24 protein-coding genes, 1 tRNA gene and 1 riboswitch are annotated in these 23,693 nt (G+C 67.7%); of the genes, 10 read left to right on the top strand and 15 right to left on the bottom strand.

Translation table 11 applies throughout. From position 1 onward, the window contains the following. Positions 1-120: 120 nt before the first annotated feature. The 5 genes from AO398_RS02775 to hrpB form a co-directional block, all read right to left on the bottom strand. The gene (locus AO398_RS02775) at positions 121-768 is read right to left on the bottom strand and encodes a CoA pyrophosphatase (protein WP_058190455.1); all 648 of its coding nucleotides are present in this window, start codon (positions 766-768) and stop codon (positions 121-123) included. Beyond that, positions 765-1,349 (bottom strand): DUF1285 domain-containing protein, encoded by a 585-nt coding sequence (locus tag AO398_RS02770; RefSeq protein WP_058190454.1) that lies wholly within the window; start codon positions 1,347-1,349, stop codon positions 765-767. Before AO398_RS02770 ends, AO398_RS02775 begins: the two co-directional genes overlap by 4 nt. An 88-nt stretch (positions 1,350-1,437) precedes the next feature. Continuing rightward, positions 1,438-2,649, bottom strand: a complete 1,212-nt coding sequence (locus tag AO398_RS02765) for an SMP-30/gluconolactonase/LRE family protein (RefSeq protein ID WP_058190453.1) — start codon at positions 2,647-2,649, stop codon at positions 1,438-1,440. Positions 2,650-2,727: 78 nt separating this feature from the next. Beyond that, positions 2,728-3,153 carry a PaaI family thioesterase gene (locus AO398_RS02760; RefSeq protein WP_058190452.1) on the bottom strand — a complete coding sequence of 142 codons (426 nt, stop codon included), beginning with the start codon at positions 3,151-3,153 and terminating at the stop codon, positions 2,728-2,730. A gap of 44 nt (positions 3,154-3,197) precedes the next feature. Further along, positions 3,198-5,651, bottom strand: a complete 2,454-nt coding sequence (gene hrpB / locus AO398_RS02755) for an ATP-dependent helicase HrpB (protein ID WP_058190606.1) — start codon at positions 5,649-5,651, stop codon at positions 3,198-3,200. Between the two features lie 410 nt (positions 5,652-6,061). Between hrpB and AO398_RS02750 the strand changes: the two genes are divergently transcribed. The 3 genes from AO398_RS02750 (at position 6,062) to AO398_RS02740 (ending at position 7,772) form a co-directional block, all read left to right on the top strand. After that, a complete protein-coding gene (locus AO398_RS02750; protein ID WP_058190451.1) occupies positions 6,062-6,295 on the top strand; it encodes a hypothetical protein in 234 nt (77 codons plus the stop codon). A 108-nt stretch (positions 6,296-6,403) separates the two neighbouring features. Then, positions 6,404-6,790 carry a hypothetical protein gene (locus AO398_RS02745; protein WP_058190450.1) on the top strand — a complete coding sequence of 129 codons (387 nt, stop codon included), beginning with the start codon at positions 6,404-6,406 and terminating at the stop codon, positions 6,788-6,790. Positions 6,791-7,055: 265 nt separating this feature from the next. Beyond that, positions 7,056-7,772, top strand: a complete 717-nt coding sequence (locus AO398_RS02740) for a YoaK family protein (protein ID WP_058190605.1) — start codon at positions 7,056-7,058, stop codon at positions 7,770-7,772. Between the two features lie 12 nt (positions 7,773-7,784). On the opposite strand, the gene AO398_RS02735 is transcribed toward AO398_RS02740, so the two are convergent. The 4 genes from AO398_RS02735 to AO398_RS02720 form a co-directional block, all read right to left on the bottom strand. After that, positions 7,785-8,033, bottom strand: a complete 249-nt coding sequence (locus tag AO398_RS02735; RefSeq protein ID WP_058190449.1) for a hypothetical protein — start codon at positions 8,031-8,033, stop codon at positions 7,785-7,787. Positions 8,034-8,132: 99 nt separating this feature from the next. Next, positions 8,133-8,219: transfer RNA gene (locus AO398_RS02730), tRNA-Leu, on the bottom strand. Between the two features lie 34 nt (positions 8,220-8,253). Further along, a complete protein-coding gene (locus tag AO398_RS02725) occupies positions 8,254-9,450 on the bottom strand; it encodes an FAD-dependent monooxygenase (protein WP_058190448.1) in 1,197 nt (398 codons plus the stop codon). A gap of 11 nt (positions 9,451-9,461) precedes the next feature. After that, positions 9,462-9,719, bottom strand: coding sequence for a zinc-finger domain-containing protein (locus tag AO398_RS02720; protein ID WP_058190447.1), 258 nt, complete (start codon positions 9,717-9,719; stop codon positions 9,462-9,464). A gap of 215 nt (positions 9,720-9,934) precedes the next feature. Between AO398_RS02720 and map the strand changes: the two genes are divergently transcribed. From map to AO398_RS02690, 6 genes are all read left to right on the top strand, one after another. Continuing rightward, entirely contained in the window at positions 9,935-10,762 is an 828-nt protein-coding gene (gene map / locus AO398_RS02715; protein ID WP_058190446.1) for a type I methionyl aminopeptidase, read from the top strand. Between the two features lie 51 nt (positions 10,763-10,813). Next, positions 10,814-11,500 carry a DNA repair protein RadC gene (radC, locus tag AO398_RS02710; RefSeq protein ID WP_058190445.1) on the top strand — a complete coding sequence of 229 codons (687 nt, stop codon included), beginning with the start codon at positions 10,814-10,816 and terminating at the stop codon, positions 11,498-11,500. Positions 11,501-11,595: 95 nt separating this feature from the next. Next, on the top strand, positions 11,596-13,035 hold the full coding sequence (locus tag AO398_RS02705; RefSeq protein ID WP_058190444.1) for a circularly permuted type 2 ATP-grasp protein: 1,440 nt from the start codon (positions 11,596-11,598) through the stop codon (positions 13,033-13,035). 64 nt (positions 13,036-13,099) lie between these two features. Continuing rightward, positions 13,100-14,047, top strand: a complete 948-nt coding sequence (locus AO398_RS02700; protein ID WP_058190443.1) for an alpha-E domain-containing protein — start codon at positions 13,100-13,102, stop codon at positions 14,045-14,047. Positions 14,048-14,069: 22 nt separating this feature from the next. Next, positions 14,070-14,897 (top strand): transglutaminase family protein, encoded by an 828-nt coding sequence (locus AO398_RS02695; protein ID WP_058190442.1) that lies wholly within the window; start codon positions 14,070-14,072, stop codon positions 14,895-14,897. 63 nt (positions 14,898-14,960) lie between these two features. Next, the gene (locus tag AO398_RS02690) at positions 14,961-15,716 is read left to right on the top strand and encodes a hypothetical protein (protein WP_058190441.1); all 756 of its coding nucleotides are present in this window, start codon (positions 14,961-14,963) and stop codon (positions 15,714-15,716) included. On the opposite strand, the gene AO398_RS02685 is transcribed toward AO398_RS02690, so the two are convergent. The 5 genes from AO398_RS02685 to thiO all read right to left on the bottom strand — a co-directional run bounded on the left by AO398_RS02685 (position 15,713) and on the right by thiO (position 20,471). Beyond that, positions 15,713-17,485, bottom strand: coding sequence for an ATP-binding cassette domain-containing protein (locus tag AO398_RS02685; RefSeq protein ID WP_058190440.1), 1,773 nt, complete (start codon positions 17,483-17,485; stop codon positions 15,713-15,715). The genes AO398_RS02690 and AO398_RS02685 overlap by 4 nt on opposite strands. 124 nt (positions 17,486-17,609) lie before the next feature. Next, the gene (locus AO398_RS02680; protein WP_058190439.1) at positions 17,610-18,236 is read right to left on the bottom strand and encodes a thiamine phosphate synthase; all 627 of its coding nucleotides are present in this window, start codon (positions 18,234-18,236) and stop codon (positions 17,610-17,612) included. Further along, positions 18,233-19,036, bottom strand: coding sequence for a thiazole synthase (locus AO398_RS02675; protein ID WP_058190438.1), 804 nt, complete (start codon positions 19,034-19,036; stop codon positions 18,233-18,235). The genes AO398_RS02680 and AO398_RS02675 overlap by 4 nt, the downstream gene beginning before the upstream one ends. 2 nt (positions 19,037-19,038) lie before the next feature. Continuing rightward, complete coding sequence (gene thiS, locus AO398_RS02670; protein ID WP_058190437.1) at positions 19,039-19,251, bottom strand: sulfur carrier protein ThiS; 213 nt, start codon at positions 19,249-19,251, stop codon at positions 19,039-19,041. Then, positions 19,248-20,471 carry a glycine oxidase ThiO gene (thiO, locus tag AO398_RS02665; protein WP_058190436.1) on the bottom strand — a complete coding sequence of 408 codons (1,224 nt, stop codon included), beginning with the start codon at positions 20,469-20,471 and terminating at the stop codon, positions 19,248-19,250. Before thiO ends, thiS begins: the two co-directional genes overlap by 4 nt. A 64-nt stretch (positions 20,472-20,535) precedes the next feature. Beyond that, positions 20,536-20,664, bottom strand: a riboswitch (TPP riboswitch). A 452-nt stretch (positions 20,665-21,116) separates the two neighbouring features. Between thiO and AO398_RS27245 the strand changes: the two genes are divergently transcribed. Continuing rightward, positions 21,117-22,223 carry a glycosyltransferase gene (locus tag AO398_RS27245; protein ID WP_082643095.1) on the top strand — a complete coding sequence of 369 codons (1,107 nt, stop codon included), beginning with the start codon at positions 21,117-21,119 and terminating at the stop codon, positions 22,221-22,223. A 181-nt stretch (positions 22,224-22,404) separates the two neighbouring features. On the opposite strand, the gene AO398_RS02660 is transcribed toward AO398_RS27245, so the two are convergent. Then, positions 22,405-23,664 carry an adenylate/guanylate cyclase domain-containing protein gene (locus tag AO398_RS02660; protein WP_058190604.1) on the bottom strand — a complete coding sequence of 420 codons (1,260 nt, stop codon included), beginning with the start codon at positions 23,662-23,664 and terminating at the stop codon, positions 22,405-22,407. Positions 23,665-23,693 lie beyond the last annotated feature (29 nt).

Genomic DNA, 23,693 nt, shown 5'->3' with positions numbered 1-23,693 from the left:
GGTAGCCTTATCCCTCGGGGTCAGCGTTGGAGCGACGGGCTATCGTTCGCGAAGGACAGCCGGATCGACCCCTCTGTCATCGCATGAGAGCCCCGAAAAACCCGATTCCGCGTTGCCGCATCATGCTTTTGTCTCCGGGTATAGGCGCTCCCGGAGGTTGTTCAGAATCCCGGCGGTGACGCCCCAGATCAGCCGATCCTCGAACGTCAGGGCATAGTACCGGCGTGGCCGCCCCTGCCAGACCCGGGCGTGCAGCACGTAGCGGTCCCGATCCATCAGAACGGACAGCGGCACCTCGAAGACGTCCGCGACCTCGGCGGGATTCGGGGTGAAGCTGGCCTCCGGCGGCACGACACCGATCACCGGGGTCACCAGGAAGCCGGTCCCGGACAGGTAGGGGTCGAGATAGCCGAGCAGGCGCACAGATTCGGGCGCAAGCCCGATCTCCTCGTGCGCCTCTCGCAGGGCCGCGTCTGCCGGCCCGGGATCGGCCGGATCGATCTTGCCGCCGGGCAGCGCGACCTGCCCGGAATGATCGCGCAGATTGGCCGCGCGCTGGGTCAGCACCAGCCACGGGCCGTTCGGCCGGAACACCACCGGTACCAGAACCGCGGCCCGTCGATGCGGGGGCGGCGGGATCACCGCGCTGCCATCCGGGTCGAGGCTGTGGTCGCCTCGCGGATTCGAGGGCGGTTGGCCCGGGCCGGGCGGGTCCGGGGCCAGGTGGGACGCGGCCCGGATGAGAAAATCGGCCAGCGTGTCGCTCACGCGGCCTCGGCCTGTGCGAGCGTATGGAAGGTTCCACCCGCCCAGAGGCCGAGCCATGGCCGCCCGTCGATCACCCGTTCCTCGGCGAGATCGACCAGATCGTAGGTGAGCGCACGGGTCACCAGGGCCCAGAGCCCGCGGCGGACGTGGAGATAGGGCTTCAACGCCCCGTCCGGACCCTGCTCGAAGCGCAGGGCGTGCTCGGAATCGACGCTCACGAGGTCGTCGACATTGGTCCGGAACGAGATCCGCCTGCCCTCCCCCGTCCCGTCGACCGCCATCTCCACCGCGATGAAGGCGGCATCCTCCACGGTGATGCCGACGCTCTCCACCGGGGTGACCAGCACGACTTGCCCATCCGGCTCGCGCCGCAGGATGGTGGCGAACAGCTTGACCATCTTCTCCCGGCGGATCGGCGAACCGTTGTGGTGCCAGGTGCCGTCGGCGGCGATGCGGATGTCGATGGGGCCGCAATAGGGTGGATTCCAGGTCTCCACCGGCGGCGGCCCGCGCTTGGGCAGATCGCCCAGTGCCGCGCTCAGGCGGCTCAGGGTCGGGTCGGGGGCGGGATCGTCGCTCATGCCGGCGATAGATAGCGCCCCGGAGGCGCCGCAACCATGGCCGGGTGGCCTCTCCTGTTGCCCCAGGCCGAGGCCGACCCGCCAATCCTTAGGCCGGTCCTGCACCCTGCGTGTTCACGTAGACCGCGTAGAGCGATTGGCTGGCGGTCATGAACAGGCGATTCCGCTTCGGGCCGCCGAAGGTGAGGTTGCCGCACACCTCCGGCAGGCGAATGCGGCCGATCAGCTTGCCCTGCGGGTTCCAGACCGTGACGCCGTTGTAGCCGACCGCCCGGCCGGCATTGCTCGCCGACCAGACATTGCCGTCGACATCGACCCGCATTCCGTCAGGACTGCATTTCACGCCGTCGACGACGCAGTCCGAGAATCTCCGCTGGTTCGAGAGGATGGCACCGGTGCCGACATCGAACGCGTAGATTTCGCCCTTGCCGCCGGGACCGGTATCGCCCGGGCCCTTGCCGGTGGACGAGAGGTAGAGCGTCTCGTGATCGGGCGAGAAGCACAGGCCGTTCGGGTTCGGCACCTGCGCGTCGGTGAGCACCTGGTCGATTCGACCGGTCGGATCGATGCGGTAGAGGGCGCTGGGGAGCGCGCGCTGGCTGGTCCGGAGGCCCGCCGGCTGGCCGAGACGCGGGTTGAGGCGGCCCTGCGGGTTCGAGGGGCCGCCAGCCTCGTCCGGAAGCCCCTCGTAGAGGAGGCCGCCATAGGGCGGATCGGTGAACCAGTACGACCCGTCGGCGTGCTGTTCGACGTCGTTCGGCGAATTGAACGGCTTTCCGTCGAAGCTGTCCGCCAGGATCGTGGCGGAACCGTCGAGCTCGTAGCGCACCACCCGCCGGGTGATGTGCTCGCAGGAGATCTGCCGGCCCTGGCGATCGAAGGTGTTGCCGTTGGAATTGCCGCTGTGGCTGCGGAAGACGCTGACATGGCCGTCTTCCTCCAGCCACCGCATCTGTCGGTCGTTCGGAATATCGCTCCAGATCAGGAAGCGGCCGAGGCCGTTCCAGGCCGGCCCTTCGGCCCAGAGCGCGCCGGTCCACAGGCGGCGGATGGCGCTGTTGGGAACGATGTAGCGCTCGAAGGACGGATCGATCGTGATCACGTCAGGATCGGTGAAGTAGGTTGTCGGCGACGCACCGGGCCGGAAATCCCGGGGCGGATTGGTCACGGTGCTCGCTGGTTCGGGCTGGGCGACGGCTCTTGTGGCGAAAGCCAGAACAGCGCCGGCTCCGGCAAGTATCGCGCGCCGACTTGGCACCCTGAATTTGGTCTCGGCCACATTAATGCGCAATTGACGCATGATTTTCCTCCCCGTGTGCCGACCGATCGTCGATCTAACGTTTGGCGTCGCGGCAGTATGGCGAGGGCGATCTTGGGATCAACCAGGTTTGCGCCGTAGGATCTTCCAGACGCCATCGGCCGACGCCACCAAGCGCGTGCCTTCCCGGACATCGCCGCGCATGAACACCAGGGAGCCGGTGCGCTTGACCACCTGCGGGTGCACCTCGATCCAGTCGCCGAGGCGGCCGACATCGATGAACTTCATCTCGAGCTGAATCGTGACGCAATTGGCGCCGTCGGCAGCCCGCATCGCGGTCTCGCCCAGCGCTCGGTCGGCGAAGCTCATCAGCATGCCGCCATGCACAACGCCGATCAGGTTGGCGTGCTTCTGCTCTGCCCGGAACGCGTAGGCGCCGTCGGCGTCGCGAACATGCAGCGGGCCGACATGGGCGATGAAGCCCTTGTCCTCCACCGCCGTCCAGCCCTCGAACGCGGGATTGAAATCTTTCGGGTCGGTCGTCATCGGCGCGCGTGCGTCCTGTCGTGGGGGTTGGCCGGTGCCGGATCTTACGTCCCGCGTGGCTTGGCGCGTCGGGTCGGCGCCTCGGCCAGCGGATCCTCCGGCCATGGGTGGCGCAGATAGCGCCCGCGCATCTCCGCCCGCACCGCCGCCCAGGAACCGCGCCAGAAGCCCGGCAGATCCCGGGTAATCTGGATCGGACGATGGGCCGGCGACAACAGGTGCAGGACGAGGGGCCGGCCGCCGGCGGTCGGGTGCCGATCGAGGCCGAACAGCTCCTGCACCCGGACGGCCAGGACCGGTTCGGCTTCGGTGTAGTCGACCGGGATGCGCGAACCGGTTGGCACCTCGACATGGGTCGGCGCCTCGGAATCGAGCCGGCCGCGCAGTTGCCAGGGCAGCAGGTTCTGCAGGGCACCGGCGAGGTCGTCTGCGGTGATGGCGGCCAGCGCATTGCGGCCGATGAGGGCGGGAGCCAGCCAGGTCTCGGCGCTCTCGGCCAGCGCGGCGTCGGACAGGTCCGGCCAATCCCCGCCCTCGGCGGCGCGCAGGAATTGCACGCGGGCGCGCCATTGCGACAGGCCGGTGGTCCAGGGCAGGCGATCGAGGCCGAGCCCGACGATGCCGCGGGTGAGGATCGCGGCGAAGTCCGGCTCGGCCGGGACCGGCAGCGGCCGCTCCCCGAGACTGACCGCGCCCAGGCGCCGGACCGCCCGGGCGCGCAGGGCGGCGGCCTGCGGATCGAAGGTCACCTCAGTGCGGGCCTCGATCCGATCGGCGAAGAGCCGCTCGATCGCCTCGGCACCGATCGCGGCGGCGGCCAGGATGCGGGCATTGCCGGCGGCGCCTACGAGGTCGGCGATCACCAGGTAGGTGTCCCGGGCGAGCGGGCTCGCCGGATCGAGCCGGCCGGCGCGGCCGCTGGCCATGACGAACTCGCCCTCCCGGCCCCGGGTGCGGGCAACCCGGTCCGGATAGGCCAGTGCCAGCAGCGGGCCGGCCGCCTCGCGGTCGTCCTGCTGGGCGCCGCCGGCGATCCGCGCCCAGTTCTCGGCAAGGCGACGCATGTCCGCGGCCCGGCCGCCCCGGTCCCTACGGAAGCGCTCGACCCGCTCGCCGAGGTCGATGCCGTCGCCGCCGAGACCGCGCTCCACCAGCACCGCCGCGAGGTCGGCGGCGGCCCGCGCCTGGTCGATCCCCGCCGCCACCGACACCATCCGGGCGAGCCGGGGCGGCAGCGGCAGGGCGCGCAGCCGCGTGCCGATCTCGGTGAGCCGCCCGTCGCCATCGAGCGCCCCAAGGGCGCCGAGCATGGTGCGGGCCTCCGTGAGCGCGGCGGCGGGGGGCGGGTCGAGGAAGTTGAGCGTGCGCGGATCGGTGACGCCCCAGGCAGCGCAATCGAGCAGCAGCCCGGCGAGGTCGGCCGACAGGATCTCGGGCCTGGTGAAGGGTTCGAGCGCGCTGGTGCCGGCCTCCGACCAGAGCCGCCAGCACAGGCCCGGCTCGGTCCGTCCGGCGCGACCCCGGCGCTGATCCACGGAGGCGCGCGACGCCCGGGCGGTGACCAGCCGGGTCAGGCCGAGTCCCGGCTCGTAGACCGGCACCCGGGCGAGGCCGGAATCGACCACGATCCGGACGCCCTCGATGGTCAGCGAGGTCTCGGCGATGCTGGTGGCTAGCACGACCTTGCGGGTGCCTGGAGGCGCCGGCGCGACAGCGCGGTCCTGCTCGGCCGGGGTGAGCGCACCGTAGAGCGGGGCCAGCTGCACCTCCGGCCCGACTTTTTCGGCGAGAAGATCGTGAGTCCTGCGGATCTCGGCCTGGCCCGGCAGGAACACCAGCACCGAGCCAGGATCCGCTCGGAGCGCGCGCAACGTCACCTCGGCGACCGAATCTTCGATCCGCCGATTCGGATCGCGCTCCGCGTAGCGGGTCTCCACCGGGAAAGCCCGGCCCTCGGAGGTTACAACCGGGGCGTCGCCGAGCAGCCGTGCGACCCGGGCGCCATCCAGGGTTGCCGACATGACCAGGATCCGCAGGTCCTCTCGCAGCCCGCTCTGCGCATCGCGCGCGAAGGCCAGACCGAGATCGGCGTCGAGGGAGCGCTCGTGGAATTCGTCGAATAGGACCGCGCCGACGCTCGCAAGCTCCGGATCTTCGAGGATCATGCGCGTGAACACGCCCTCGGTCACCACCTCGATCCGGGTCTTCGCCGAGATCTTCGAGCCGAGCCGGACCCGCAGGCCGACCGTCCCGCCCACCGGCTCGCCGAGCGACTGCGCCATCCGGGCGGCCGCGGCCCTGGCCGCGAGGCGGCGCGGTTCCAGCAGGATGATCTTGCGCCCGGCGAGCCAGGGCGCGTCGAGCAAATCGAGGGGAACGCGTGTGGTCTTACCGGCGCCGGGCGGTGCCACCAGCACGGCGGCGTTCCGGTCGGCGAGCGCGTCGCGCAGTTCGGGGAGCACCGCCTCGATCGGCAGTGCGGTAACGGGACCGGCCATCGCCTCGCTGATGGCCCGGCTGGGCGCGAGGTGCAACCACTTGGCCGATCACTTGGCCGATGCGTATGACGCCGCCGCGCGATCGATACCGATCGGGGCGTTGCACTCTGGTGGGCACCGCAAGTCGGCGCGAACCTGCTCCCAACAATCTGGGAGTGAAACGATGCGCTCTGGTTACTTTACCTTACTCGCCATGGAGCTGAACGTGGCACGTTATCCGATTCCCGAGACCGGCCAGCGCCTGCCCGGTCTGCTGGAGTGAACCGCTCTATCCACAGCCCACGTAGAGACGGATGCCCGTTATCCACAGGGTCGACGGGCCATTCCAACGGAGCCGACGGGGCGTTGACGAAACGTTAACCCTTCTGACTTGTTCTTCCTTCGTTCCGCGCGCAACGAAGGAGACCCTGATGCTGACCCAGGCGATTGCCGCACAGACGGATCATGGCTGCCCGGTAGACGCGATCAGCCGCGCCTATCTCGGCATTGCCGGTGGCGATGCCGGTATCGCGCTCCGCTGCGCGATCGCTGACGCCCTGTCCGACCTGATGGACGCCGAGCGGCGGACCCGCGAGCGTAGCCGTTTGATCTCGCGTGGCTACATCCGCGCGGCTCCGGAGGCCGCCAGCAAGGCGGAAAGCTGAACAGTCGCTGCAAGCGCACTTCAGCTTCGGTCCAGGCAAACCTAGGCATTCTGTCTTCCGTGATCGGGATCGCCTTGAGCGGTCCCGCGCTTCATTCGGAGTCAGGTCATGAGACGGATCGCTGTGCTTTCGGCCGCCGCGCTGATCGGCGCGGGGACCCTCGCTTCCACCGCCGCCGAGGCCCGCGGCGGCGGCGCCATCGGGGCGGGCATCATCGGCGGCCTGGCCGCCGGTGCCCTGATCGGCGCCGCAGCCCAGGCCGCACCCGGCCCCGCCTACTCCTACGGCTCGCCCTACGACGGTTATGGACCGACGCCCGTCGTTGTGCGGCCGCGTCCGGTCTATCGCGCCTACGAGGAGGTGGAGCCGGTTTACGCGACCCGACGGGTCGTAACCTACGAGCGCGTGCCGGTCGGCTACGGTCACCGCCGTTGGCGCGAGGACCGGGATTGCGACGACAGTGACGGTTACGGCCGCCGCTACCGCGGCTGGTGAAGGCGGACCGTACTGGGTCGGCGCAATCGTGACGTTCCGGGCGGTCCGCGTTGCGTTGCCCGGAGCCATGCATGCCGTACGCCCTGTTCGGACAAGAGGGCGGATGTGCTCCGTTCGCGGTCTGCGCTGCGCTTAGCCACTGTGTTCGAGCGATGTGCCGACACACTGCAGGGCACGCTTGCACCGGGAGCGCGTACCCGATCTCAGTGTGGTCGGTTACGCTTGCCGACTTATTCGGTATCGGTTCAACGGCTTCGGCGAATCCATGCTTGTCCATGAAGGCAGGACGCGCACCGTCCAGGCGGATCTCAATCTCTCCTGGTCCCTCGCCGCTCTGGCCGGTGCCCTGAACACGGCGGGATTTTACGCCGTTGGCTTCTACGCCTCGAACATGACCGGCAATGTCTCGGCGATCTCGGATCGAGCCGGAACCGGCGACCTTGTCTTGGCCGCCAAGGCGCTGCTCCTCGTTATCCTGTTCGGGCTCGGCGCCGCGACCTCGACGTTGCTGATCCGCCGTCGGCGGCGCCATGCGCGCCATGATGCCTACGCCTACAGCATCTGCGCGGAGGCCATCTTGCTCGTGGCCATCGGCGTCGTCGCCCTGCCGCTCACCGAGCCCGCACGCGGCGAGGCCCTGGTGTTCGGCCTCAGCTTCGTCCTCGGCCTGCAGAACGCCGTGGTGACCAAGATCACCGATTCCCGCGTCCGGACCACCCATGTCACCGGCATGGTCACCGATATCGGGATCGAGCTCGCGCGGTGGCTGGACCGCAAGGCTGGCGACACCCTGGCCAAACGCCACGACCCGGACAAGCTGCGACTCCACCTGATGACGGTCGGCGCATTCCTCGGCGGCGGCTTGGTGGGCGTTTTGGCCTATCGCACGATTGGCGTGGGGCTTCTGTTCGCCGCTGCGACGATCCTGGCGCTGCTGGCGGTTCCGGTACTCGGCGCCCGCGGCTCGGCCCCGGCGGAATGACGGGCGCCGCGACTAAGCCGTGATGTCGAGGAGCTGGCCGCTCATGCGGTCGGCAGTGCGCGCCACGGCGGCATTTAACGCGAAGGATGTCCGCGACCCGATCAGGTCGGCGACGGTGCTGGACAGGTCGACCTGCGCAGCGGACGGCAGGCTGGCATCCCCGGCCGGTGCGCCTATCTCCGCAACTTTTTGGGCTGCAGTCCCGAGCCGGTCGGTCGCCCGGGTCATGCCGGCGGTGGCCGTCTGAAGCGCGTCGATCATCGTTGGGTCTCCTGTCGCTCAGCCTGACACGGAGATGCGACGCGACGGTTAGGCGAATCGCTCAAATGCGCGGGATTGGATCGATCCGGTAAACGGTTGTGGTGCGGACGGCGGGACTCGAACCCGCACGGCCTTGTGGCCGCAAGATTTTAAGTCTCGTGCGTCTACCGGTTCCGCCACGTCCGCATGGCCCCCTCGGTAGCTGCGCCGACGCTTGCGATCAAGCGGGGGGCGTCCAGCCGTAGAGCCAGGCGTAGCGGTCGCGCATGCCGTCCGGACCGAGGCGGCGCATCACCGTGTTGCGGGCGAAGCCGACGAGGCGGCCGGCATGATAGGTCCGGCCGTTGGAGCGGGCTGCCCATTGCACCCGCCGCACCCGGGCTGTCCGTTCGGCCGAATAGGCTGCGAGCGCTGCGGGGACGTGGGCGTGGTCCGCCAAGGCCCGCCGGAGCACGGCCGCATCCTCGATGGCCAGGGCGGCCCCCTGCGCCAGGTAGGGCAGGACCGGATGCGCCGCGTCGCCAATCAGCGCCACGCGGCCTGCGGCCAGCGGGCGGGCCACGGCCCGGTCGGCCAGCGACCAGACGAGCCAGGAATCGGGCAGGCTCAACAGATCGCGCAGCGGCCCCGCGCAGCCGCGCAGATGCGCGCGCAGCACGGCGGGCTCGCCGAGACGGCCCCAATCCTCGTCGCCCACCGCCTTGGGCACCACCGCGACGACATTGAGAAAGCGGCCCCCCCGCACCGGGTAATGGACGACGTGCCGGCCCCGGCCGAGCCACAGGCCCGTGGCCGGGCCCTGGAACGCTTCCGGCACCGCCTCGCTCGGGATCAGGGCACGCCACGCCGCCGCCCGGCCCGGTCTCATGGGCGCCGCGTCGAGATGGCCGCGCAGGCGCGAACGCAACCCGTCGGCGCCGATCACGAGGTCGAACGGCAGGGTCTGGGCGCCGCCGCTGCTCTCGGCGGTCAGGACGGCGCCCGCGTCGGTCTCGGCCAGACCGGTGATGTCGCGCCCCATCATCAGGCGGATTGCCGGTCGGCTCCGCAGGGCGTCGAGCAGCAGGGTTTGCAGGTCGGCCCGGTGAATCACGTAATAGGGGGCGCCGAAGCGCTGCTGAGCCGCCATGCCCAGCGCCACGCCGCCAATGCGGCGACCGCTCTCCAGGGCGCGCACCTCCACCCCCGGCGGCTCGCTCGCAGCCCGGCGCAGGGCCGCCGAGAGGCCGAGATCGGCCAGCACCCGGCTCGCGTTCGGGGAGATCTGGATTCCAGCCCCGACCTCGCTGAAGCCGGTGCGGCGCTCGACCACCGTGACGGCGTGCCCGGCATCCGACAGGGCCAGGGCCGCGGTCAGACCGCCGATCCCGGCCCCGACGATCCCGATCTCCAAGGGCGTTCGACTGTCTGAGGGCAAGGGAGGGGGCGCTACTCCGCGGCGACGGCGGCGGCGTCGTGCCAGACGCAGGCCTGCGGATCGGCCTCGTCGGCCTTCAGGCCGGCGCGGTAGCGATAGAGCGTCGAGCAGTACTGGCAGATGATCTCGGTGTCGGCGCCCATGTCGAGGAAGACGTGCGGGTGATCGAAGGGCGGCAGCGCGCCGATGCACATGAATTCCCTCACCCCGACCGCGATCACCGGCACGCCCGGCTCGTTGTGGAAGTGCGGTACCGCCTTGCCTGCCATACGGCCCTCGCCTGACCCGCACCCATCCGCGCGGGCGAATCTGCCCGGGCGCTCCGGGGCACCTCGCGGCCGCTTATGCCGCCAGCCCCGCGGCCGGCGCAAGCCTCCCCCGCCGCGCACCCGCGCTCCGTCCGCCGCACGCGGCTTGGCCTGCCGCGCCCCGCACCGTACATAGGTCGAGCACCCGATTTACGACGCCGCAAAAAGTCTCGACGATGCAACAGGAACAGGCCACTGCGCAGGGCACGCGCCGCGCGCCGGAGCCGCCGATCCACGGCCCCGAGGGATTCGAGGGCATGCGCCGGGCCGGGCGCCTGACCGCCGAGGCTTTGGACGTCCTGATGGAGGCGACCCAGCCCGGCGTCACCACCGAGGAGCTCGACAAGCTCGCCTACGAATTCGCCATGGATCACGGCGCCTATCCGGCCTCGCTGCTGTATCGCGGCTATCCGAAATCAATCTGCACCTCGATCAACCACGTGGTCTGCCACGGCATCCCGAACGACAAGCCCCTGCGTGAGGGCGACATCATCAATCTGGATTGCTGCCTGATCCTTGACGGCTGGCACGGCGATTCGAGCCGGATGGCCTATGTCGGCGAGGTTCCCCGCAAGGCGCAGCGCCTGTGCGAGATCACCTACGAGGCGCTGATGCGCGGCGTCGCGGCGGTGAAGCCCGGCGGCTCGACCAACGATATCGGCCGGGCGATCCAGACCTTCGCCGAGAGCGAGCGCTGCTCGGTGGTGCGCGACTTCTGTGGCCACGGCCTCGGGCGGATCTACCATGACGCGCCGACCATCCTGCACTACGTCGAGGCGAGCTACGACGTGCCGTTGAAGCCAGGCCAGTTCTTCACCATCGAGCCGATGATCAATCTCGGCCGCCCGGCCGTGAAGGTGCTGGGCGACGGTTGGACGGCCGTGACCCGCGACCGGTCGCTCTCCGCCCAGTTCGAGCATACGGTGGCGGTGACCGAGACCGGCGTCGAGATCTTCACGATCTCGCCCAAGGGCCTGCACCAGCCCATCAATCCGGCGGCCTGACCGGCCGTGGCTCGGGAGGACGGCGCGGCGGGGTTTTTCTCCGAGAGTGCCATGCCGTCCGCCAAGGAGGCGCCGCATTATCACGGTCATCGCGATCGCCTGCGGGAGAAATTCGCGGCGGTTGGCGATGCCCTGCCGGATTACGAGCTGCTGGAGCTGGTCCTGTTCCGGGCGATTCCCCGGCGGGACGTGAAGCCCCTGGCCAAGGCGCTGGTCGCCCGCTTCGGCAGCTTTGCCGAGGTGTTGAGCGCCGCGCCGGCCCGGCTGATGGAGGTCGAGGGCGTGAGCGCCGGGGTCGCCGCCGACCTCAAGGTGATCGAGGCCGCCGGGCGGCGGCTCGCCCGAGGCGCGATCCGCGAGCGCGATCTGCTCAATTCCTGGAGCGCGCTCCACGACTATCTGCGCGCCACGATGGCGTTCGCGCCGCGCGAGGAATTCCGCGTCCTGTTCCTGGACAAGCGCAACCAGCTCATCGCCGATGAGGTGCAGGGGCGCGGCACCGTGGATCATACACCGGTCTATCCCCGGGAGGTCGCCCGCCGGGCCCTGGAGCTTTCGGCCACCGCGATCATCCTGGCTCACAACCACCCGTCGGGCGATCCCAATCCATCAGCAGCCGACGTTGCGATGACCCGCGAGATCGTTTCGGTGCTGGCACCACTCAAAATTGTGGTGCACGACCATGTCATCCTGGGTCGAAACGGACATGCCAGCCTGAAAGGCCTCAAGCTGTTCTGATCTTCCTGTGATCTTGAGCGTTGTCGACCACGGGTATAGCCCTGGTGGCTGGCGCGCCTCTTGCCTGAAGAGCAGGAGCGTGAGGGAGAATCGGAATGGCGTTGACGGCCTTCGACGAGATGAACGGGATCGGCAACGGCGCCGCCGATCCGGCCGCCGTCCGAGACGCCTACGGCAAGCTGAAGAACTGGCTCGAGACCACCCCGCCCGAGCATTTCAACACCCGCCGCAGCCAGGCCGAGCTGCTGTTCCGCCGGATCGGCATCACCTTCGCGGTCTACGGCGACAACGAATCGACCGAGCGGCTGATCCCGTTCGACATCATCCCCCGGGTGATCACCAAGCCGGAATGGGATTTCCTCGAGCGCGGGCTCAAGCAGCGGGTGACCGCGATCAACCTGTTCCTGAAGGACGTCTACGGCGCCCAGGAATGCATCAAGGCCGGCATCATCCCGGCCGATCTCGTCTACAGGAACGCCCATTACCGGATGGAGATGCGCTCGTTCCGGGTGCCCCACGACCTCTACGTCCACGTGGCCGGGATCGATATCGTCCGCACCGGCGAGAAGGACTTCTTCGTCCTCGAGGACAATGCCCGGATCCCGTCCGGGGTCTCCTACATGCTGGAGAACCGGGAGGTGATGCTGCGCCTGTTCCCGGACCTGTTCTCCAAGCACCGGGTCGCCCCGGTCGAGAACTATCCCGACGCCCTGCTCGCCACCCTGCGCAGCCTCGCTCCGGGCTCGGCCACTCGCGACCCGACCGTGGTGCTGCTGACCCCCGGCCGCTACAATTCCGCCTTCTACGAGCACTCGTTCCTGGCCGACAAGCTCGGCGTCGAGCTGGTGGAGGCCTCGGACCTCTTCACCAAGGACGACGTGGTGTACATGCGCACCACCGAGGGCCCGCGCCGGGTCGACGTGATCTACCGACGCCTCGACGACGATTTCCTGGATCCCCTCGTCTTCCGGCCGGATTCGGTGCTCGGCGTACCGGGCCTGATGAACGCCTACGAGCGCGGCTCCGTGACACTGGCCAACGCGGTCGGGACCGGCATCTCCGACGACAAGGCGGTCTACAGCTACATGCCGGAAATCGTGAAATTCTTCACCGGCGAGGAGCCGATCCTGCACAACGTGCCGACCTATCGCTGCCGCGAGAAGGAGTCCTTCGCCTACGTCATGGACAACCTGTCCGAGCTGGTGGTGAAGGAGGTCAACGGGTCGGGCGGCTACGGCATGCTGGTCGGGCCGCATGCCAGCAAGCGCGAGATCGAGGATTTCGCGAAGAAGCTGAAGCACGCCCCGGACGGCTTCATCGCCCAGCCGACCCTGTCGCTCTCGACCTGCCCGACCTTCGTGGCCTCCGGGGTCGCCCCGCGCCACGTCGACCTGCGGCCCTTCGTGCTGTGCGGCGCCGACCAGATCCGCATCGTGCCCGGCGGGCTGACCCGGGTCGCGCTGAAGGAAGGGTCTTTGGTCGTCAATTCCAGCCAGGGCGGTGGTACGAAGGATACCTGGGTGCTCGACGCCTGAGGGAGCTGCCGCTCCCTGCCATCAGACGCGCCGCCTGCCGCCGAGCCCATCCGAGTCGCAAACCATGCTGTCCAGGACTGCCGACAACCTCTTCTGGCTCTCGCGCTACGTGGAGCGCGCCGACTTCGTCGCGCGCATCCTCGACGCGGCGCACCGGCTGGCCTCGCTGCCCACGAGCTATGGCGGCGGCGAGACCAACGAGTGGGAATCCGCCCTCGCCTCGGCCGGCGACCCGGACCTGTTCAAGCCGCATTACAGCGTGGTCAACGCCGACACGGTCTGCGATTTCCTGGCGTTCAGCCCGCACAATCCCTCGTCGATCCGCTCCTGCATCGAGTCGGCCCGCGAGAATGCCCGCTCGGTCCGCACCGCGCTCACCACCGAGATGTGGGACGCGATCAACGGGGCCTGGCTGGAGCTGCGCAACTACGCCGGCAAGGAACTCAGCCGTGACGAGTTTGGCCGGTTCCTCGACTGGGTGAAGACCGTCTCGCTGACCTTCGACGGCTCGGCCTTCCGGACGATGCTGCGCAACGACGCCTTCTGGTTCACCCGCCTCGGGACGGCGATCGAGCGCGCCGACAACACCGCCCGCATCCTCGACGTGAAGTACCAGATCCTGCTGCCGCAGAACGAGACGGTGGGGGGCAGCCTCGATTATTTCCAATGGACCACGATCCTGCGCGAGGTCTCGGCCTTCAACGCCTATCACTGGGTCTATCGCGAGAGCGTCAAGCCGCTGCTGGTGGCCGACCTCCTGATGCTCAACAAGCAGATGCCGCGCTCGTTTGCCAATTGCTACGGCGTGATCGTCGAGTATCTCGACCTCATCGCCGATGCCTATGGAAGGCGCGGCCCGAGCCAGCGCCTGGCCGGCAACATGCTGGCCAAGCTCGACAGCGAGGATATCGACCGCGTGTTCAACTCGGGGCTCCACGAGTTCGTCGAGGCGTTCATCGCGGAGAACAACAGGGTGGGCGAAGCCATCGCCAAGCAGTATCTGGTCGGCTGAACAGGACGGACAGGCCCGGCGCATGCGCATCCGCGTGGTCCACGAGACCATCTACACCTACGAGCAGCCGGCCCGCGGGCTCGTGCAGGTCATGCGCCTGACGCCGCGGGACCATGACGGGCAATATGTCCGCACCTGGCGGATCGACACCTCCATCGATGGGCGACTCACCGCCCGCGAGGACGGCTTCGGCAACATCGTCCACTGGTTCACCCCGGACGCGCCGGCGGATGCGTTGACCATCCGGGTCACCGGGTCGGTCGATACCGAGGACACCCACGGGGTGGTTCGCGGGACGGTCGAGCGCCTGCCGGACGCGTTCTATCTGCGGGACACGGATCTGTGCGCAACCAGCGCCGACCTGCAGATCTTCGCCGAGCGGGTCGCGACCGATGGGGACGGCACGCCGCTCGCGGTGCTGCATCGCCTGCGCGGCGCTGTGCCGGAGGCGGTGGCCTACGAGGCCGGGCCAGCCGCCAACGCCGTGCCCGCCAACAAGGCGTTCGCCGCCGGCAAAGGCGTCTGCCAGGATCTGACGCACGTCTTCATCGCCGCCGCCCGCCATCTTGGAATTCCGGCCCGCTACGTCGCCGGTTATCGTGCCCGCGACGACGGCGAGGCCGATGTCGAGGCTCCGCATGGTTGGGCCGAAGCCCTGGTGCCGGATCTCGGCTGGGTGGCGTTCGATCCGTGCTACGAGAACGCACCGTCGGATGGATACATCCGTGTCGCCACGGGCCTGGACTATCTGGGCGCGGCGCCGATACGCGGCAGTCGTACCGGCGGCGGCACCGAGACACTGGACGTCAAGCTCCGCGTCGAGCAAGGCAGGGGCGCCGCTCAATCCTGATTCCTGAAAGACGGGCCGCCGGCTGGACGACAGCCGGAGGCCATTCGCGAGAGCCCGAAAGCCATGACCTACTGCGTCGGTGTCCTCGTCGAGGAGGGGCTCGTGATGGTCGCCGACACCCGTACCAATGCGGGGCTCGACGACATCTCTACCTACCGAAAGCTCCACCATTTCAACGTTCCGGGTGAGCGGGTGATGATGCTGGCCTCGGCCGGCAACCTGTCGATCACCCAGTCTGTCCTGAGCCTGTTGCAGGAAGGCGTACCCGGCGACGAGGGCGAGCCGGCCGAGAAGCTCATCGAAGCGCCGACGATGTTCCAGGCGGCGCAGCTCATCGGCCGCGCCATCCGGCGGGTCCGGGCGATCGAGAAGGACGGATTCGAAGCGGCCAGCATCCGGTTCTCGATCTCCCTGCTGTTCGGCGGCCAGATCGCCGGCGAGGACATGCGGCTGTTCCTCATCTACTCGGCCGGCAACTTCATCGAGTGCAGTACCGATGCGCCGTTCCTGCAGATTGGCGAGCACAAATACGGCAAGCCGATCCTCGACCGCGCGGTGAAGTTCGAGAGCGACCTCTACGACGCCCTGAAGGTCAGCCTCGTCTCGATGGATTCGACCATGCGGTCGAATCTCGGCGTCGGCCTGCCGATCGACATCGCAGTGGCTCGCCGGGGTGCCCTCGACTTGGAAGTGAACCACCGGATCGAGGCCGGCGAAGGCTATTTCCACGATCTGCGCGAGCGCTGGTCGGCGGCGCTCCGGGCTGCGCATCGGGCGATCCCGCGCCCACCCTACGGGCCGGCCGCGAAACAGGGCTAGATTGCCGGGTCGAGTTCGCTCGCGGCGGCGCGGCCCATGGAGCGGGTGTAATCCTCCCAGAGTGCAGCGTAGAGCGGAACCGTTTGGAGCAGATCCTTGTGCCGGCCCTCGCCGAGTAGGCGGCCGGCATCGAGGACGAGAATCCGGTCGGCTCGGCGTGCGGCGGCCAAGTGGTGCGTGACCAGGATCAGCAGCCGCTCACGACCCCAGACGGTGAGGTTCCGCTCCATCGCCAGGGCGGCTTCCGGATCTAGGAAGGCGGTCAGTTCGTCGAGGAGCGCTACCGGCGGGTTGCGGATCACCGCCCGGGCGATAAACAGACGCTGGCGCTGACCGCCGGACAGGGTCCGGCCACCCTCGCCGAGGGGCGTATCGAGGCCGCCGGGCAGGCTTTCCACCAGCGCCCGCACGCCGGCGAAGTCCAGCGCTGCATCGAGCGCTGCGGAGTCCGTGTGCTGGCCGGCGAGATTCTCGCGCACGCTCCCGGAGAACAGCACCGTATCCTGGTCCACGGTGCCGATCTGGCCCCGCAGCCAGCGGGGATCGTAGTCGCGCAGATCCGCGCCGCCGATCTCGACCCGGCCGGTATAGTCCCGCTGCAGGCCGAGCAGGATCCGCAGTAGCGTCGACTTGCCCGAGCCGTTGCGACCGACGATGGCGACGATCCCGCGCTCCGGCAGGGTGACGCTGAGATTCTGCAGGGCCGGCCGCGTGGTGCCCGGATAGGTCAGCGAGACGCGATCGAGCCGGATCCCGCCTGGGCCAATCCGGCGCACGGGCGGATGGCGGTTCGCCCGCTCGCGAGGCAGGTCGAGGAAGCGGCCGATCTCCCGGAGCGCGACGTTCACCTCCTGGGTCATGCGCAGGATGTCGGCGCTGCTCAGGAGCGGCCCAGTGATCCGGGCCGACACCACTTGGATCGCCAGGAACTCGCCGACTGTCAGGTGCCCTCCATAGATGCGCCAGCAGCCGACGCCGATCACCAGCAGCGTCATGGCCCGGGAGACCGCCTGCGACCGGAGCCCGTATCGGCGTTGCAGGTCCATCACACTGCTCAATTCGCTGAGCGTGGTGTCCGTCACCGCATTCCAGCGCCGCATGCGCCCGGCCTCCAGCGCGAGCGCCTTCACCGTGGGCAGGCCGGTCACGCTCTCCGCGAGGGTGCCGTCGCGGACGCCCAACGCCGTGTAAAAAGCTTTCGCTGATTTCCAGATGCCGCTGATCTGGTTGCTGGCAACCACGATGATGATGGGCGCCGCGAGGACGAGGACGGTCCCGACGACCACGTCGTAGTGGAAGACGAGGCCGAACGCGACGAGGGCGCCGCCGGCGTCGATCACCGTGTTCGGCACCTGATGCAAAACGAAGTCCCGGATTTTCGTGATCTGTTGGAAGTGGTTCAGGACGTCACCGGACTTGAAGCCGGCGCCGTCGATCCGCACCCGCAGAAAGTGCGCGAAGACCCGGCGCGACATCCGGCGGTCGAGGAAGATTGCGAGCGCGATGATCAGGCGACCGCGGAAGGCGGTGAGCAATACCTCCGCGCCGATCGACAGGATGGCGAGGACTGCCAAACCGAGCAGGGGCAGGTCGGCCCGCCCGGCCACGATCGCGTCGACGATCCGCTGGGTCGCCACCGGGAAGACCAGCCCGACGCCGTAGCTGGCCGCAATGGCGAGCAGCAGCCGGACGACCTGTCGCCGGCGCAACGCGAGGGAACGGCCGAGCCAGCGCCAGCCAAAGGACGATTGGTCTGTCCGCAACGTCACCCCCCGAATCGGGGGCGGATTGAGGCATACATTCTTGGCCCTGACGACCCGCTCCAAGGCGGGTTCGGGGCTCACCGAGATCGATCGAGTCTTGGCCGTTCGGCCAGGCCGAGACCGGCCTCGATCACGCGGCGCAAGCGGTCAGGAAAGCACGGGCGGCGGTGGCGGGGTCGGCAGCGCGCATCAGGCCACCCATCACGGCGATGCAGGCGGCCCCCGCGTCCCGGCACTCGGGAATGCGGTCGACCGTGACACCGCCCAGGGCTACCACGGGCAGGCCGGCGCGCAGGGAAGCGGCGATGCCCTCCGGGCCGAGGGCAGGGCCGTAGCCGGGCTTGCTGGCGGTGGGATAGATCGGGCTCAGCGTGACGTAGTCGGCGCCGGCGGTGGCGACCTTCTGTACCTCGGCGGATGTGTGGGTCGAGACGCCGATCAGAGCGCCGGGTCCCAGAATCTTGCGCGCCGCCGCGATTGTCTCCAGTTCGCTCCCGCCACCGAGATGCACGCCGTCTGCGCCGAGCGCCCGGGCCAGCGCGACATCGCCGCCGACCGTCAGAAAGGCGCCGGCCGCACGCGTCCGTGCGGCGATGTCCGCGCCGAGCTGCTGCCGTACTTCTGGCTCCAGATCGCGATCGCGGAACCAGATCCAGCGTGCGCCGCCGTCGAGAACCGCCTGGACAATGTCGGCCAGGGGACGGAACAGCCCGTGTCGATCCGTTACCGCCAGGAGCGGCGACGGCAGCGTTCTCACGAGCCGACGAGACCGAGTTGCGGGCTCGACGGATCGGCCCGGCCGCGGCGCGGGATCCGGCCGGCGCAAAAGGCGTCGCGCCCGGCCTCGACGGCGCGGCCCATGGCACGGGCCATCCGCACCGGATCGTCGGACTTGGCGATGGCGGTGTTGATCAGGCAGGCGGCGGCGCCGAGTTCCATGGCGATCACCGCGTCGGAGGCCGTGCCGATGCCGGCATCCACGATCACCGGCACCTGCGCGCGGCGGCAGATCAGCTCGATATTCGCCGGGTTGGCGACGCCCATGCCGGAGCCGATCAGCGACCCCATCGGCATGATCGCGGCGCAACCGAGATCCTCCAGCCGCTGGCAGACCACCGGGTCGTCGTTGCAATAGGGCAGGACCACGAAGCCCGCGTCCACCAGGTGGCGGCAGGCCTCGATCAGCTCGGCCACGTCCGGGTAGAGGGTCTCGCGGTCGCCGATCACCTCGACCTTGATCCAGTTTGTCTCCAACGCCTCGCGGGCGAGTTCCGCAGTCATGATCGCGTCGCGGGCGGTCTCGCAGCCGGCCGTGTTGGGCAGGAAGCGTTTGCCCTTGAGGATCCGCACCGTGTCGGAGCCATGACCCTGGAGCGACACCCGACGGATCGAAGCGGTCACCACCTCGGCTCCTGAGACCGCGACGGCGTCGCGCATGATCGCCTGGGTCGGGTAGCCAGCGGTTCCGATGAACAGCCGTGAGGACAGCTCCACACCGGCAAGGGTGAAGCGATCCGCCTCGGCGTCGGGGCGCAGCGGCGTGACAGTCTGGTCCATGGTCAACCTCCCTGCATGGCGCGGACGATCTCGACGCGGTCGCCCTCGGCGACCGGGGTCGTGTCCCAATCCCGATGGCGCAGCACGCGCCCGTTCAACGCGATGGCGACGCCCTGCGGGCTTTCGATACCGGTTTCCTCAGCCTCGATCCGGAACAGGGCCGCGATGGTCTCGACAGCGTGCTCGCGCGGCTCGCCGTTCACGAGGAGCCTCATGCCGAGGCCCTCCGGGGTTCGGGTTGATCGAAGCGCGCCCGGGTGAACGGCTTGGCGATCTCGGGGAGCGCGCCATTCGTCACCAGCGCAGCGACCGCGTCGGCCGTGATCGGGGCGAGTAGATAGCCGTTGCGGTGATGGCCGGTTGCGGCGACGAGGCCCGGCGCCAGGGTGTCGATGATCGGTGCGTCGTCGTCCGAGGTCGGGCGGTAGCCGCTCCACATGGCTTCGACTTCCATCTCCTCGATGCCGGGCAGCACCCGGCGGGCGCCCTCCAACAGCGCGTACAGGCCGCCGGCGGTGACACCGGGGCGGAACCCGCAATCCTCCACGGTGGCACCGACGATCAGTTGGCCGTCGCTCTTCGGCGCCATGTGGACCTGCTCGGTCCAGATCATCCGGCCGAGGGTGCCGGTGCGGGCGGTGGTGCGCAGGGCCAGCGACTGGCCCTTGAGCGGCCGCACCGGAAGGGCCAGGGTCTCGGGCAACAGACCGCCCTCCCCGCTCCAGGCGCCCGAGGCCAGGACGACGGTGCCGGCCGTCACGCCCTGATCGCCGACGCGAATACCGGTGACCGTTCCGCCGGACCAGTCGAGGGCCGTGACGGCGGTGTGTTCCACCAAAATCACACCGGCACGCCGGCAGACGTCGGCCAGTGCTGCCATGACCAGGCGCGGATCCACCTGATGATCCAGCGGGCAATGGACCCCCGCGGTGACGGAAGGGCGTAAGCCCGGCTCCAGGCGCCGCACCTCGGTACCCGCCAGCCATGCAGCGTCGAGGCCGGAGCGGCGCTGCAGGTCGAAGCGGAACCGCAGGCGCTCGACCTCATCGCGGCCGATGGCCACCACGACGGTGCCGTCCGGCCGGTAATCGATCGGCAGACCGGTCTCGGCCTCGAGTGCGTCACGAAAGGCCGGCCAGAGCCGGAGAGATTCCAGGGCAAGGGGCAGAAGGGGATCCGAACCGGGCTCGTGCTCGGCGGCCGGGGCTAGCATGCCGGTGGCGGCCAAGCTCGCTCCGGCCCCGATCGTGTCGCGCTCGACAACCACGACCGAGCGGCCAGCCCGGGCCAGACGCCACGCGATCGACAGCCCGATCAGCCCGCCGCCAACGATGGCCACGTCAGCCCGCGGAGGCAAGGCCGCTTGCGCGGCGAGGCCGACCGGATTGCGGCGGTGTCCGATCGGTGAAGCGGGGCGGTCAAAGGCCAAAATCATCTCCGCGGGATTCCGTTGGGGAGATCGGGCCGTCGGCTTCGATAAGAAGCTGTAGCCTACCTTTCGGATGGCCGCGGTCCAATCCCTACGCCGGTATGAGCCGGATCAGGTTCGAAGGATTTCCGCGCCGCAGGTCCGTGAGGACGTGCCAGCGGTTTCTCAGCCCCTTGCCGGGGATCTCCCTGGAACAGCATCCGATTTGGTACCTGGCGCGGCGACGGTCAACCCCGACATCGCCGGTCCAGCCGGCACCGGAGAGTTTGCCTGCGTCGCAGCCATGGATCGCATTCCAATCGGGACGAACCCGCTTGAACGAGTATCGCCATATCGGGGTCGCCATGCGGCAAGCTCGGCCGCGGAGCGGTTTCGTTCCCAACCCTGCAAGCAAATTAGAAATCTCATTAGATCATTGTTTCTTCCCGATCTTAATTGTTGATATTATTGGTATTTATGGGAATATTGATGTCTCATAGGCTGGTATATTGTAATCCAAAGACTAAAATTTTACAAATTTGCCGTGTAATATCAGCAGGAATTCCTTGCGAGAAATGAAGATAGCGAACTTGTTTCAACGAACGTTAGGATATCAGGTTGCAATGCAGGCTCGTTCAAGCCGCGGGAAGGCATCGATTCGGATTTGAGAACATGAGTAGTTTCGGGCAGAAAATATGTCTCTCAATGATTGTGAAGAACGAGGCGCATGTCATTCGTCGATGTCTCGATTCTGTGAGGCCAATTATTGATCACTGGATCATTGTCGACACCGGTTCGACGGATGGCACCCAGGATGTCGTTCGCGCGGTGATGGCAGATGTGCCGGGCACGCTCGTCGAGCGCCCCTGGGTCGACTTCGCCTTCAACCGAACCGAGGCCTTGCGGCTCTCGCGTCCACATGCGCAGTATTCCTTGATCATCGATGCCGACGATCGATTAATTATCCCGGAAGGATTTGCTCTGCCCAAGCTAAATGCGGCCGGGTATATGTTTACGATCCTGGATGATCATACTAAATATTGGCGTATTCAATTGGTGAAAAATAACAAAGACTGGCGATATCGCGGTGTTCTACACGAATTCCTGGAGTGTCGAAAGGATCCGCCAACGCCCACGCTTCCGCTCGCAATGCATCGCGGCAATGATGGCGCGCGTCATCGCGATGAGCTTTCGGAGCGACGCGATTTGGCCGTGCTGGAAAAGGCACTGGCCATCGAGAAAGACCCCTTCATGGTCGCACGATACACGTTTTACATTGCGCGATCTTATCGCGATGTCGGCGACGATTTGAAGGCGCTGGAGTATTATCTTAAGAGAGGCGATCTCGGGTATTGGAAAGAAGAAATATATATCAGTCTATTGAATGCAGCTTGGCTAATGGAAAAATTTGGCAACCCCGAACACGAGGTCCTGAAGCTGTACGACCGCGTAATCCCAATCTGTCCGGGCCGAGCGGAAGCACGCCACAGTGCCAGTCAATACTGCCGCCGGATGAAAAATTTTACGGCAGGCTATCGCTACGCAGAAGCAGGGCTCTCCCTGGCGGCGCCAAAAGAGGGTATTGCGATAATGCCGTGGATCTACGAATTCGGGTTGCTGGAGGAATTCTCTATTCACGCCTATCATACAGGGCAGTATCGCGACTGCGGGGCTGCGTGCCTGAAGATACTTGATCTGTCGGGCGTTCCCAATGAGGTTCTTTCACGAACTGCTGATTTGGCTCGCTTGGCCCTCGTTAAAATAGCCGAACCCGCCTAACGTATGGCGTAATTCTCACGATGTTCGTCACCCATTCCAGCAGAGATAGCCTCGGAGTGTAAGCGCGAACGATTATCAGCGCCGCCAATCACAGTACCTGAGTACTATAGGCCTGATGCCCGCCGGGCATCTGCGTGTTGATGACGGCGCCAAGGTAGCGGGAGCATTTTGCGCGAGACGGTCAGCTCGGTTTGCGCGGGCGCAGAAATTTCGGTCGGAACACCGCCATGGGCTCGCGGAAACCGTCGAGAACATGCTCGCCGAGTGAAATCGGATCCCCCCAGAGAAAATCAACGAAGGGCTTCGACATCAGCAACGGCTCGCCGAGCAGGCGGTTCAGTCGGGCGAGCCGACTGGCGAGGTTCACGTCTCGGCCGATGACCGTGAAATCCAGCCGGGAGCCCGAGCCGACATTGCCGTAGGCGGCTTCGCCGTGATGGAGCGCGATTCCGGCCGCAACCGGTACGGAGAACTGATGCAGGGCATTGGCCTCGTCGAGGGCCGCGAGCGCGTGCTGGGCGGCGGTGAGTGCGCCCTTGGCTGCCCCCCCGAGATCGTCACCGGATTCTCGAAAGATCGCCAGCAAGCCATCGCCCAGATATTTCAGGACTTCGCCACCTTCGCGCTCGATCGGTGGCACCAGGCAATCAAAGAAGACGTTGAGCAGCCCGACGGCCTCCTCGGGGGTCATGTCGGCGGAGGTGCGGGTGTAGTCGCGCATGTCTGCGAACAGGATCGCCGACCGGATCCGCGTCACCTGCCCGCGACGGATGTCGCCCGCCAGGATCGCCCGGTGCGGCTCGTCGCCGACATAGAGCCTTAGCACGTGATCGAGCTGCTTGTTGAGGACGCGCATCTCCACGACGGCGGCGAGCGCGGGCATGACAAAGCGCAGGATCGCGATGTCCTCATCGCGAAAGCCCTCCGGGGCCCGGGTGGCGAAGGTGATGCCGTTCTTGGTGCCGTTGGTGAAGAATAGCGGCGCAACGACGTAGTGGGTGTAGCCGCCGGCCTTCAGGTCGGGGATGATCGCGTAGGCATCGTCCGGGGTCTCGGAGATGTCGAGGATCAGCCATTCGCCGGTCTCGTGGACCGTGTGGAACGGACTGTTGAGATAGGCCTCCCGCGATCGGCCCCCGTGCGGGAACAGGCGCACGCTGGTGCCGCCGTCCCGGGTCCAGACCCGCCCGACGCCGGCATATTCCGAGTGCAGGGTGTCGATCGCCGTGGAAGCCCGATCCACCGGCACGCCGACCGCGATCAGCCGCTCCGCGAGGCCGGAGAGCATGTCCTCGGCCTTCTGCAGCCGCGCACCCTCACCCAGCAACCAATCACGGATGCCCACCGAGGGCTGGAGCGCGCCGAAGGGCACGTCATCGGCTTCCGACCCGTCCGCGAAGGCCGTGGGCAAACCGGGCGTTGGCGGGCGGCGTTCGAGCATGGCGCCAAAGTGGGGGCCGCGCAGCCCCA

Origin of the sequence: Methylobacterium sp. GXS13 (assembly GCF_001455965.1) — a bacterium.
Classification (GTDB): domain Bacteria; phylum Pseudomonadota; class Alphaproteobacteria; order Rhizobiales; family Beijerinckiaceae; genus Methylobacterium.
This window is presented reverse-complemented; position numbering and strand designations above follow the sequence as displayed.